The 12,202-nt window shown below is 65.4% G+C and carries 10 protein-coding genes; 4 read left to right on the top strand and 6 right to left on the bottom strand.

What is annotated here, in order from left to right; genetic code table 11:
• Positions 1–88: 88 nt before the first annotated feature.
• Together N825_RS26830 and N825_RS26825 are read left to right on the top strand one after the other, a co-directional pair.
• Positions 89–1,276, top strand: coding sequence for an ATP-binding protein (locus N825_RS26830; protein ID WP_051513212.1), 1,188 nt, complete (start codon positions 89–91; stop codon positions 1,274–1,276).
• Positions 1,273–2,265, top strand: a complete 993-nt coding sequence (locus tag N825_RS26825) for a ParA family protein (RefSeq protein WP_037458829.1) — start codon at positions 1,273–1,275, stop codon at positions 2,263–2,265. The genes N825_RS26830 and N825_RS26825 overlap by 4 nt, the downstream gene beginning before the upstream one ends.
• 19 nt (positions 2,266–2,284) lie before the next feature.
• Here N825_RS26825 and alkB read toward each other — a convergent pair whose 3' ends face one another.
• The 6 genes from alkB to acnA all read right to left on the bottom strand — a co-directional run bounded on the left by alkB (position 2,285) and on the right by acnA (position 8,968).
• A complete protein-coding gene (alkB, locus tag N825_RS26820; protein WP_037458827.1) occupies positions 2,285–2,926 on the bottom strand; it encodes a DNA oxidative demethylase AlkB in 642 nt (213 codons plus the stop codon).
• A 7-nt stretch (positions 2,927–2,933) separates the two neighbouring features.
• Positions 2,934–3,677 carry a 2OG-Fe(II) oxygenase gene (locus N825_RS26815; protein WP_037458826.1) on the bottom strand — a complete coding sequence of 248 codons (744 nt, stop codon included), beginning with the start codon at positions 3,675–3,677 and terminating at the stop codon, positions 2,934–2,936.
• A complete protein-coding gene (ada, locus tag N825_RS26810) occupies positions 3,674–4,735 on the bottom strand; it encodes a bifunctional DNA-binding transcriptional regulator/O6-methylguanine-DNA methyltransferase Ada (protein ID WP_037458931.1) in 1,062 nt (353 codons plus the stop codon). The genes N825_RS26815 and ada overlap by 4 nt, the downstream gene beginning before the upstream one ends.
• A gap of 161 nt (positions 4,736–4,896) precedes the next feature.
• Positions 4,897–5,517 (bottom strand): MliC family protein, encoded by a 621-nt coding sequence (locus N825_RS39185; protein ID WP_037458824.1) that lies wholly within the window; start codon positions 5,515–5,517, stop codon positions 4,897–4,899.
• 82 nt (positions 5,518–5,599) lie between these two features.
• Complete coding sequence (locus tag N825_RS39180) at positions 5,600–6,019, bottom strand: hypothetical protein (RefSeq protein ID WP_157619562.1); 420 nt, start codon at positions 6,017–6,019, stop codon at positions 5,600–5,602.
• Positions 6,020–6,259: 240 nt separating this feature from the next.
• Positions 6,260–8,968, bottom strand: a complete 2,709-nt coding sequence (gene acnA, locus N825_RS26795) for an aconitate hydratase AcnA (RefSeq protein WP_037458822.1) — start codon at positions 8,966–8,968, stop codon at positions 6,260–6,262.
• A 395-nt stretch (positions 8,969–9,363) separates the two neighbouring features.
• Between acnA and N825_RS26790 the strand changes: the two genes are divergently transcribed.
• Positions 9,364–10,206, top strand: a complete 843-nt coding sequence (locus tag N825_RS26790; protein ID WP_198038911.1) for an ABC transporter ATP-binding protein — start codon at positions 9,364–9,366, stop codon at positions 10,204–10,206.
• A complete protein-coding gene (locus N825_RS26785; RefSeq protein WP_037458820.1) occupies positions 10,206–12,170 on the top strand; it encodes a long-chain fatty acid--CoA ligase in 1,965 nt (654 codons plus the stop codon). Before N825_RS26790 ends, N825_RS26785 begins: the two co-directional genes overlap by 1 nt.
• Positions 12,171–12,202: the final 32 nt, after the last annotated feature.

The following is a 12,202-nucleotide window of genomic DNA, read 5'->3' as shown; positions in this document are numbered from 1 at the left end:
CCAGCTTCTCGGTGGGCGGCGCAAGGTTCTGGCAAAGAGGGGCCACCGGGTTAATCATCATCCTCGTAACGCGGGAGAGGACACGCCGGTGATCGACTTCGAGGAGGTGGAGAACCGATTCCAGGAGGACGAGGGAGACCGTCTCGAACGCAAGAGGAGCGCGTCCGATCTGGATGCGCTCCGCAAGGCCATTTGCGCGCTCGCCAACGATCTCTCGGGAACCGGTCGACCTGGGTTGCTCTTCGTGGGTCAGGCCGAAGACAAGAGCTGTGGTGATCTGAAACTCGATGATAAGCTCGTCGAACAACTCACCAACCTTCGCGGCGATGGGACAATCCTGCCGTTCCCGATCATCAATGTCGAGGTTCGGACTATCTCCGGCTGCGAGTTGATCGCCATCGCGGTCGCTCCCCACGATAATCCTCCGGTCCGAATGGATGGCCGCACCTATGTGCGCGTTGGGCGCAGCACCCGTGTCGCCACGGCCGACGAGGAGCGGCGCCTGGTGGAAAAGCGGCGGTGGAGCACGTTGCCTTTCGATGCCAAGGGAGTGGGTGGTGCCGCACTGGATGATCTGGACCTTGTCCGCTTCGTTCTGGAGTATCTGCCGTCGGCGGTGGCCCCGGACGTTTTGGCGGAGAATGGCCTAACGCGGGAGGAGCAACTTCGCGCCTTGCGATTGATCGATCCCCAGGGGCGGCCGACGGCCACGGCCTTGCTGGTCGTGGGCAAGGAGCCTCAAGCGTGGCTGCCCGGTGCCTCTGTCCAGGCGCTACGGATCGGCGGAACCGAGTTGACCGATCCGATCCGGGATCAGCGACGCATCGACGGAACCGTTCCCGATCAGATCCGCCAACTCGACGAGTTGGTGAAACTGTGGACCGAGCGCCCGGCGGTGGTCGGTGGACCGGTTCGCGAGACATCGCCAACCTATCCGGAATCGGCGTTGCGGCAACTCGTGCGAAACGCGCTTCTCCATCGGACCTATGAGGGGTCCAACGCCCCCGTGCGGCTGACTTGGTACGACGATCGGATCGAGATCCAGAGCCCCGGCGGCCCCTACGGCCAAGTCACCCTGGGGAATTTCGGCACGCCGGGCATCACCGACTATCGCAACCCGACGCTGGCCGAGGCGTTGAAAAACCTGAGCTATGTCGAGAAATTCGGCGTCGGTCTGGCAATCGTCCGGCAGGCCTTGGCGAAGAACGGCAACCCACCGGCCGAGTTCTCGGCTCAAGCGACCGGCGTCAACGTCACCGTCCGGCAGCGGCCATGAAGACAATCGCGTTCTTCGGTATCCAGGGAAGAACGGGTAAGACGACCCTCGTCTATCATCTCGCTTGGATGATGGCGGAGCGTGGGCTTCGAGTGATGATGGTTGACCTGGACCCGCAGGCGGACTTGACCGTTTGGTCGCTTGGGAAAGAGCGCGTCCAGGATCTCCTGCATCAGGCCACGCCGCCCACCATTTCGTCGGCCCTGGCCCCTCTGGTCCAGGAACACGGAAACGACGCGATGCCGATCATTGGTGAACGCCTCTCGGAACGCATCGTGCTGCTGCCCGGGGACTTGGGTCTTTCTCAATACGACAATCTGCTGTGGAACGCTTGGCACCGCCACGTGTCCCAGCCACCAGATCCATCGGCGTTCCACCGGATGAATGCCATGAACAGAATGATCCAGCTTCACGCCCAGCACTATGAGGTGGATGTGGCGTTGGTCGATCTGGCACCGAACCTTGGAGCGATCAATCAGGCGGCATTGACCGCGATGGATGACGTGGTCTTTCCGTTGATTCCGGATTTCAATTCCGTTCTCGGATTGCGAAGCATGGGCCCAGCCTTGAAGGATTGGCGCATGGCATGGAAAGGCATGGCGGATGACTTCGCGGCTTCATTGCCGGCCAACGAGATGCCGCGCGGGGAGACGCGTCCCATCGGCTATGTGCTGTCACCCATTTCAATGTATGGGAACCGACCGGCGGCAAATGACCAGTCCACGGCCGATGCCATCGAGGCGGCCTACGTCGAGCACGTGACCAGCGGGAGGCCTCTCGCGGATGGCGCGAACTGTCTTGGGCAGATCAAGAACTACCAGTCTCTCGTGGAGATGGCGCGCGAAGCCCATAAACCGATGTTCCATCTGCGTCCCGCGGATGGCACGTTTGGCGGCCATCAACGTGCGGCGCAAGAAACCCACCACGTGTTCGCGGCACTGGCACAGCGAATCGCCAACCGCGCCGGCCTCCGGTTTCCCGACACTTGATGCCGAGCCTCGGCACGCTTCAGCGCGCGCGCCTGAACGTCAGATTGTAGCGGAACGGACCGGTCGCGGGGTGGTCACCGTCGCGGAGCGTGTCGACGCCGTGGAAGGTCAGGCGCGCCGGGCCGCCCCAGACCGCGATGTCGCCATGGGTGAGGCGGATGCGACGGGGGCGTTCGGACCGGGTGGTGCCGCCCCAGAGGAATGTCGCGGGGAGGCCGAGCGAGACGGAGACGATCGGCTGGCCGAAATCCGCCTCGTCCTTGTCCTGGTGGAGCGACAGCTTCGCTCCGGGAGCGTAGCGGTTGATCAGGCAGGCGTCGGGCTGGAAGCCGGGGAACCCGGCCCGGTCGGCCGCCCGCGCCGCCAGATCGCGGAAGACCGCCGGCATCGCGGGCCAGGGTGTCTTCGTTTCGGGATCGCGCGGGTCGTAGCGATAGCCGCTCCGGTCGGTCACCCAGCCGGCTTCGCCGCAATTGGTCATCGCCACGGACATCCGCCAACCACCGGGAGTCGTCATGTTGCGGAACGGCGCGGCCTCAGCGACCTCCGCCACGGCGGTGAGCAGGCCGCTGTCGATCGGCCGGGCGAAGCCGCTGAGGATGATCGCGCCGGGTGCGAGCGACTGATCATGGGGTTGGTCGTCGAAGAAGTCGCCTGGCATGTCCGTCTCAAGTGGCGTCGTGGAAGATGATCCCCAGCGTATGGCGCCGCCCTTCCCGAAGCTTGCTGACGCCGTGGCGGAGCGTGACGCGATAATCGCCGCGCGTGCCCCTGTGCGGCCGGCTGTTGACCGCGAACACCACCGCGTCGCCCTTGTTCAGCGGCACGACCATGGGGCGGGTCTGCATGCGCGGCCGCTGCTCGGTCATCACGAACTCGCCGCCGTCGAAGTCCTCCCTCGGCTGGGACAGAAGCACCGCCACCTGCAAGGGAAACACGTGTTCGCCGTAAAGGTCCTGGTGGAGGCAATTATAATCGCCGGCGCCGTACTGGAGCAGGAGAGGCGTCGGCCGTTTCTGGCCGGCGGCGTGGCAGCGGTCGAGGAATTCGGCGTGGCTGTCGGGGAACCTCGGCTCGGCGCCCATGCGCTCGTTCCAGCGGTTGGCGATCGGCGCCAGCCGCGGGTAGATCGCGGTGCGCGCGTCCTGGATCAGGGCCGGCAAGGGATAGGCGAAGTAGCAGTATTCTCCCTGCCCGAAACCGTGCCGCGCCATGATGACATGGCTGCGGAACGTCTCTCCGCCGCCAGCGGCGCCACCCGCGGCGTAGAGGCGGGCGATGACGTCGCATTCCGGACCGGCGAACAGTCCGGGGATCACCGCCCATCCCTGCTGGTCGAGATCGGCGGCGACCGCTTCCCAGTCGACGGCGGCGATGCGCGCCGTGATGTCTTCAACGGGCGCGGTGGTCAAGCGTCGGCCTCCGACTGGAGCAGCCGCCGCTTGCGCTCGACGCCCCAGGCATAACCAGAGAGCGCGCCGTCGCTCCGCACGACGCGGTGACAGGGGATCGCCACGGCGATGTTGTTGGCGGCACAAGCGCCAGCGACCGCCCGTACCGCCTTGGGCTGACCAAGTTGGGCCGCGATGTCCGCGTAGGAAGCCGTCGTTCCGGCGGGAATGCGGCGCAACGCCTGCCAGACGCGCTCCTGGAAGGCGGTTCCCCGGATATCGAGCGGCAGGTCGTGACCTCGGGCCGGCGCCTCGACGAGGCCGACCACGGACGCCACCAGCGTCTCGTAGTCGTGGTCGCCGCCCACCAGTCGCGCTTTCGGGAAGCGGTCCTGGAGATCGCGGGCGAGGCGACCAGGATCGTCGCCGATCAGGATCGCCACCACGCCCTTGGCGCTGGACGCCACGAGGATGGCTCCAAGCGAGGACTGGCCGATGGCGAAGCGGATCTCCTCGTTGGCTCCGCCGGCGCGATAGCGGGTGGGGCTCATGCCAAGGATGCCATCGGAGTTCTCGTAGAACCGGCCGCTGGAATTGAAACCGGCGTCAAAAATCGCCTCGGTCACCGTGGGAACCTCCGCCAAGCGCTCGCGGAGGCGGGACGCCCGATGGGCCGCCGAGTAGCCTTTCGGTGTCAGGCCGGTCAGGGTCTTGAACGACCGGTGGAAGTGGCTGACGCTGAGACCGACCGCCTCGGCCAGGGTTTCCAGCGACGGCGCGTCCTCGCTCCGCTCGATCAGGCGGCAGGCCTTCGCGATCAATTCTGCGTTTCCGGCATCCCGCGAGGTGCCGTCCGGATCGCACCGCTTGCAGGGCCGGAAGCCGGTCGCCTTGGCCGCTTCCAGGCTGTCATGGAACGCGACGTTCCTCGGGTTGGCTCCGCGGGAGGGGCAGGATGGGCGGCAGTAGACGCCCGTGGTCATTACCGAATACCAGAACTCGCCATCGGCGGACTTGTCGCGGGCGACGACGCGGGCCCAGCGTGGGTCGTTGACGGTGGCCGTGGCGGTATCGGTCATTGGAGGGTCCAAGGTCATGGTCATCATTGTCGCTCCCGGATGGTGGGTTCGATTTGGCTGTCACCGGCAGGCGATCAGCCTTCATGACCGCTAAGTTGAACCATGGAAGCCGGCGTGGAACTCCAGTTCTTGCCTTCAAATCGAAAATGACGACCGCCCATTCAACCCGCTTTCACGCAACGCATCTCGGGGGCGCCGTAGCCCCAGGTCACCATGGCTTCACCGTGGTGCTCCCAGAAAGTCTCGTTGCGACCTTGGTACCGGGCTCCGGAGGCCGATGGCTGAAGATACATCAGCGAGACGCTGTCGCCGCGCTCCGCGATCAGGGTGGGTGGGTCGGTTTCAAAGAACGTGGCGACCAGTTCGTTGGCCGGGTCGCCATCGCAGTTGAAGACCACAGGTCCGTTGCCGACGACCAAGCGATAGGTCGCTCGCAGCTCGGCGATCCGCGTTCGGTAGGCGTCGGCTACGCATTGGCGCTTGTCGTCGCTTTTCCAGCAGTCGTCACGCCCCTTGATCCAGCCACGCTGCTCCACCTTCAACACCGGCGGATGCTGATCCCGCGCCTTCGAGGAGGCTTTGGCATAGGCATCGGCCAAGTCGCGGTCGAGTTTCGACAACGCATCATCGCCACAGATCATCGCTTCGATACCGCCCGGCGCCGCTTTGGCGCAGGAGAAGGAGGGGTTCGCCGCCAGCGCCGCCGCAACCGGGGCGAAACATCCCCATGCCAGGATCATCAAGCCCGCCGCGATGCCGGGCAAATCACGCTGAACCGCCATTCACCCTCCTCCCCTCGACCTTGACCGCTTGCCGACACCTCGATGCCATGTCGATCAAAGGATGGGGAACGATAAAGCGGTGTCAATCGTCGTCCGGTTCGGTTCCGGTCAGCAGGGCGTGGATGCGGCGGCCAAGCGCCGTCAGCGCGGTGCCCTTGGCGTCGAACAGCGCGTGGAGGCGCTTCATGCCGGCCTCGTCGGAAGTGAAGGCCGCGGCGCCGCCGGGGAGCGTGTCGGAGTAGTTCCAGGTGAAGTCGGGAGCGGAGAGGTCCCACACCTCGGTGCGCTCGGGGCCATGGGGACGGGCGACCCAGGCGCGGGCTCCGGCGGCTTCGGCCTTGTAGCGGACACCGAAGAAACGGCTGCCGGACAGCGCGCCGACGGCGGCGATGGCGAAGGGAAGGTCCTCCGCGTCGGGAAAACGCTCGGCGGTCATCTGGGAGATCATTTCGGCGAAGCGGCGGCGCTTCTCCTCCGCCGGCATACCGTCGAGAATGGCCATGACCGTCGCTCCTGGTTCGCGGTGTGTTGGTCTCCCGGTTTTTTGCTGGGCGTCTCATGGAGAATCAATGCGGCATCTTCGATCACCGCCTGATTTCTCGGTCGTGCCTCCCATTGTCCAATCCTGACAATTCGCGTGTGCCGTGTTCCCCGGCTCGACTGGGTCGGACGCGAAAAAAGCCCCGCGGTTCGTCACCGCGGGGCTTGGTCGGTCAGGCTGGCTTCGGCTTCAGCCGAAGGGTCACGCGGCGGACTTCATCATGCTGCGAAGCACGTATTGGAGGATGCCGCCGTTCTTGTAGTACTCGACCTCGTCGAGGGTATCGATGCGCAACATCACCTTGATCGTCTCCGACGAGCCGTCGGCGCGGGTGATCCTGACGTCGATGTCCTTGCGCGGGGTCAGGCCGGACTCGACGCCGGTGACGTCGAATGTTTCCGTGCCGTCCAGCTTGAGGGACTGGCGGGTCATGCCGTCCTTGAACTGGAGCGCCAGGATGCCCATGCCGATCAGGTTGGAGCGGTGGATTCGCTCGAAGCTCTCGGCCAGGACCGCCTTGACGCCCAGCAGGCGGGTGCCCTTGGCGGCCCAGTCACGGGACGACCCCGTGCCGTACTCCTTGCCGGCGATGATGACCAGGGGGGTGCCCTCGTCGGCGTAGCGCATGGCGGCGGTGTAGATCGGCAGCACCTCGCCCGACGGGATGTGCTTGGTGACGCCGCCCTCGGTGCCGGGGACCATCTCGTTCTTGATGCGGATGTTGGCGAAGGTGCCGCGCATCATGACCTCATGGTTGCCGCGGCGGGCACCATAGGAGTTGAAGTCTTCCGGGCGGACCTGATAGCCCATCAGGTACTCGCCGGCCGGGCTGGTCTTCTTGATCGAACCGGCCGGGGAGATGTGGTCGGTCGTGATCGAGTCGCCCAGGATCGCCAGCGAGCGGGCGCCATGGACGTCGGAGACCGCCTCCGGCTCCGGCTTCATGTCCTCGAACAGCGGCGGCAGCTTGACGTAGGTCGAGCCGTCGACCCACTTGTAGGTGTCGCCGGTCGCGGTCTCGATCGACTGCCACTCCGGGGGTCCGGCGAAGACGTTGCCGTAGCGCTGGCGGAACATGGCGGGAGTCAGGGACGCCTGGATCGTGTCGGCGATCTCCTGGTTGCTCGGCCAGATGTCCTTCAGGAACACCGGCTGGCCGTCGCTGCCCATGCCGATCGGATCGTTGACCAGATCGACCTTGACGTTGCCGGCCAGCGCGTAGGCGACGCAGAGCGGCGGCGACGCGAGGTAGTTGGCGCGGGTGTGCGGGTTGACCCGGCCTTCGAAGTTCCGGTTGCCCGACAGGACGGCGGCGACCACGAGGTCACCCTCCTCCACGGCGGCGGAGATCGCCTCCGGCAGCGGGCCGGAGTTGCCGATGCAGGTGGTGCAGCCATAGCCGACCAGGTTGAAGCCCAGCTTGTCCAGGTAGGTGTCCAGGCCAGCGGCGGCCAGATAGTCGGTCACCACCTGGCTGCCCGGAGCCAGCGAGGTCTTGACCCACGGCTTGGAGGTCAGGCCCTTCTCGACCGCCTTCTTGGCGACGAGGCCGGCCGCCACCAGCACGCTGGGGTTAGAGGTGTTGGTGCACGACGTGATCGCGGCGATCACGACGTCGCCCTGCTTCAGGCTGTAGCCGGCGCCCTTGACTGGGGTCTCCTTGCTCTCGTCGCCGGTCGGAACCTTGAACGAGGCGGTGAGGTCGCTGGTGAAGGTGCTCGACATCGCCGACAGCAGGACCTTGTCCTGCGGGCGCTTCGGGCCGGCGAGCGAGGGCTCGACCGTGGACAGGTCCAGTTCCAGCACGTCGGTGAAGACCGGCTCGGGCGAGCCCGGCTCGGCCCACATGCCCTGGGCCTTGGCGTAGGCTTCCACCAGCGCGACGCGCTCGGCGTCACGGCCGGTGAAGGTCAGGAACTTGATGGTCTCGGCGTCGATCGGGAAGATGCCGCAGGTGGCGCCGTATTCCGGGGCCATGTTGGCGATGGTCGAACGGTCGGCCAGCGGCAGGGCCGCCAGACCGGGGCCGAAGAACTCGACGAACTTGCCAACCACGCCGCGCTTCCGCAGCATCTGGGTGACGGTCAGCACGAGGTCGGTCGCCGTGGTGCCTTCCTTCAGCGCGCCGATCAGCTTGAAGCCGACGACTTCCGGTATCAGCATGGAGATCGGCTGGCCGAGCATGGCCGCCTCCGCCTCGATGCCGCCGACGCCCCAGCCCAGCACGGCCAAACCGTTGACCATGGTGGTGTGGCTGTCGGTGCCGACCAGCGTGTCGGGGTAGGCGATCGTCTTGCCGGTGGCCTGGTCGGTGTCGGTCCAAACGGTCTGGGCCAGATACTCGACGTTGACCTGATGGCAGATGCCGGTGCCGGGCGGCACGACGCGGAAGTTGTTGAAGGCGGTCTGTCCCCAGCGCAGAAAGGCGTAGCGTTCCTGGTTGCGCTCGAACTCCAGGTCGACGTTCCTCTTGAAGGCGGTGCCGGTGCCGAACTCGTCAACCATCACCGAGTGGTCGATCACGAGGTCGACCGCGCAGAGCGGGTTGATCCGGGACACCTCGCCGCCCAGCGACTTGACGGCCTCGCGCATCGCCGCCAGATCGGCCACGGCGGGAACGCCGGTGAAGTCCTGCATCAGGACGCGGGCGGGACGGTACGCGATCTCGGTGTCGCTCTTGCGGTCCTTCAGCCACTGGCCCAGCGCCTTGACATCGCCCACCGAGACCGTGCGCCCATCCTCGAAGCGCAGCAGGTTTTCCAGCAGGACCTTCAACGAGAACGGCAGCGTGGACACATCGCCGAGGCCGGCCTGTTCGGCCGCCTTGAGGCTGAAGTAATCATACGACTTGCCGCCCACGTCGAGCGTGCGGCGAGTCTTGAGCGTGTCATGACCGGTGAACGTTGTCACGGGGACTCCTCCATTGCTTTGCAACCAGCGGAGGTTTGGATCGCGAGGTGACCGAAACCTTATGGCGTCGTGGTGTAGCGCAGAATCGGCATGTAGGCAAACACGCGCATCATGCAAGTGGTCATACCAACCGAATGGTTTTCAAAGGTTTCGCGGCATGGCGCGAGACCGGGCCAAGTTGTTCCACCCGTCGCATGACAACCGATGCGGCGGCGCACCATAGACTGTGGGAGCTTGGCTCTTCGCACTCGCGTCATAACTCCACGTCCGGGTGTGGCGAATTTGATTGCGGCCTATTCGTCTTGAATTTAAACACTTTATGACGCACCTTGGTGCCCAAGGGCTTACCGCGAAAATGGTATGGCCGACAATAAAAGTTCAGGGGAGGACGCACGGTGAAAGCCGATACGCCCATTTTCGAAGCCAGCCACGTATCCCTGAGGTTCGGCGGCGTGCGCGCGTTGACGGATGTGAGCTTCAGCATCGATAAAGGCGAGCTGTTCTCGATCATCGGTCCGAATGGCGCCGGCAAGACGTCCATGGTCAACTGCGTTTCGGGCCGCTACAGCCCGACCGAGGGGCGCATCCTGTTCAAGGGGCGGGACGTCACGCGGATGACGCCCAATCATCGGGCGGAGATCGGCATCGGCCGAACCTTTCAAAACTTGGCGCTGTTCGGCCACATGACCGTGCTCGACAACATCATGGTCGGGCGCCACCACCTGATGAGGAACAACTTCCTGAGCGGCGCGCTGTACTGGTTCACCGGCGCGCGGACGGAGGAGCTGGCCCACCGCCGCGAGATCGAGGAGATCATAGACTTCCTCGACATCCAGCACGTCCGGAAGTCGATCGCCGGCACCCTCTCCTATGGCTTGCGGAAACGCGTCGAACTGGCGCGCGCCATGGCGCTGAAGCCGGACCTGATCCTGCTGGACGAGCCGATGGCGGGCATGAACCTCGAGGAGAAGGAGGACATGGCCCGCTACATCGTCGACCTCAACGAGGAATACGGCATGACCGTCGTGATGATCGAGCACGACATGGGCGTGGTCATGGACATCTCGCACCGGATCATGGTGCTGGATTTCGGCAAGAAGATCGCCGAGGGCGACCCGGAGGAGGTCCTGGCCAACGCGCATGTCCGGCGCGCCTATCTGGGCGAGGCCGATGACGTCGTGATGGACGAGGATGACGAGGCGGCCGCCGTCGAGGCCAAGACAGGCAAGGTGGCGTGATGGCGGCCGGCATCGTCGACGGAACTTCCAACCAATCGCCCGACCTGTCGCGCTTCGACACGTTCCCCAAGCTGCTGGCGCTCAACGCGCGGAACCACCCGGACGAGGTGGCGCTGCGGGTCAAGGACCTGGGCATCTGGCATAGCCTGACCTGGTCTGGGTATCTGGCGCGCGTCAAGGCCTTCGCGTTGGGGCTTCGCCGCTACGGTATCGGGCGCGGCGACGTCGTCGGGCTGATCGGCGACAACCGGCCGGACTGGGTCTGCGGCGAGATCGCGGCCCACGCGCTGGGCGCCATGAGCCTGGGCATGTACCGCGACGCGCTGGACGACGAGGTGGCCTATCTCATCAACCACGCCAACGCCAAGGCCGTGTTCGCGGAGGACGAGGAGCAGGTCGACAAGCTGCTGGGGCTGGGTGAGCGCGTCGCCTCCGTCCGGCTGATCGTCTACAGTGACCCGCGCGGGATGCGGAAACACGACGACCCCCGGCTGATCTCGGTGACCGAGCTGATCCACCACGGCGACGCGATGGCGCTGGAGTTCCCGGCGCTGTGGGACGAGCTGGTGGCGTCGGGACGCGGCGAGGATGTCGCCGTGCTCTGCACCACCTCGGGCACCACCGCCAACCCGAAGCTGGCGATGCTGCCGGCTGGCCGCGTCATCCGGCACTGCGCCAGCTATCTCCGCGTCGACGCCAAGGGGCCGCGCGACGAGTATGTCTCGGTGCTGCCGCTGCCGTGGATCATGGAACAGGTCTATGTGTTGGGAAAGGCGCTGCTGAGCCGGATGACGGTCAACTTCGTCGAGGAACCCGAGACGATGATGAACGACTTCCGCGAGATCGGGCCGACCTTCGTGCTGTTCGCGCCGCGCGTCTGGGAGCAGATCGCCGCCGACGTCCGCGCCCGGATCATGGACGCCTCGCCGCTCAAGCGGCGGCTTTATGAATTGGGGATGAGGCTGGGGCTGGAGGCTCTGGACAAGGGCAAGCGGTCGTGGCTGGCCGACCTGCTGCTGTTCCGGGCGCTGAGGGACCGTCTGGGCTTTTCCCGGCTGCGGTCGGCGGCGACCGGCGGCGCCGCGTTGGGACCCGACACCTTCCGCTTCTTCATGGCGATGGGCGTGCCGCTGCGGCAGCTCTATGGGCAGACCGAGACGCTCGGCGCCTATACCATCCACACGGCGGACGAGGTCGATTTCGACACCGTCGGCAAGCCGTTCGACGCGGGGGTCGAAGTCCGGATCGACAACCCCGACCATAACGGCGTCGGCGAGATCGTCACCCGCCATCCCAACATGTTCGTCGGATATTTCGGAGGCGAGGCAGCCGGATCCGCCGACCTGACCGACGGCTGGATGCGGACCGGCGACGCCGGATACTTCGACAAGCGCGGGCATCTGGTGGTGATCGACCGCATCAAGGACATCGCGACCACCAGCCGAGGCGACCGCTTCTCGCCGCAATACATCGAGAACAAGTTGAAGTTCAGCCCCTATGTCGCCGAAGCGGTGATCCTGGGGGATCAGCGCGAACACTTGGCGGCGATGATCTGCATCCGCTTTCCCATCGTCTCGAAGTTCGCCGAGAAGAACCGCATCTCCTTCACGACCTACACCGATCTGGCGAGCCGGCCGGAGGTCTACGAGCTACTCAAGCGCGAAGTGGAGACGGTCAACAAAACGCTGCCGGAAGCGCAGCGCATCCGAAAATTCCTCCTGCTCTACAAGGAACTGGACGCCGACGACGGCGAATTGACGCGGACGCGCAAGGTCCGCCGCGGCGTGGTCGCGGAGAAGTACGGGACGATCATCGACGCCCTCTACTCCGACCGCTCCAGCATCGACGTGGACACCACGATAGCGTTCCAGGACGGCACCAAGCAGCGCATCCGGACGGTCCTGACCGTGGTCGACCTCGCTCCGGGCAACACGGCGCCGGCCTCGCCGAAGCGGGCGGCGTGATGGGGACAGGATTGCGATTTCGGGTGGGATGG

It is taken from the genome of Skermanella stibiiresistens SB22 (assembly GCF_000576635.1).
GTDB classification, from domain to species: domain Bacteria; phylum Pseudomonadota; class Alphaproteobacteria; order Azospirillales; family Azospirillaceae; genus Skermanella; species Skermanella stibiiresistens.
The sequence above is the reverse complement of the archived record's forward strand: the minus strand, read 5'-3'. Positions and strand labels throughout refer to the sequence as shown.

Coding starts and splice junctions, on each gene's coding strand:
- N825_RS39185 (WP_037458824.1), bottom strand. CDS start 5,517: ATGGCGGTTCAGCGTGATTTGCCCGGCATCGCGGCGGGCTTGATGATC.
- N825_RS26825 (WP_037458829.1), top strand. CDS start 1,273: ATGAAGACAATCGCGTTCTTCGGTATCCAGGGAAGAACGGGTAAGACG.
- N825_RS39180 (WP_157619562.1), bottom strand. CDS start 6,019: ATGGCCATTCTCGACGGTATGCCGGCGGAGGAGAAGCGCCGCCGCTTC.
- N825_RS26785 (WP_037458820.1), top strand. CDS start 10,206: ATGGCGGCCGGCATCGTCGACGGAACTTCCAACCAATCGCCCGACCTG.
- ada (WP_037458931.1), bottom strand. CDS start 4,735: ATGACCGATACCGCCACGGCCACCGTCAACGACCCACGCTGGGCCCGC.
- alkB (WP_037458827.1), bottom strand. CDS start 2,926: ATGCCAGGCGACTTCTTCGACGACCAACCCCATGATCAGTCGCTCGCA.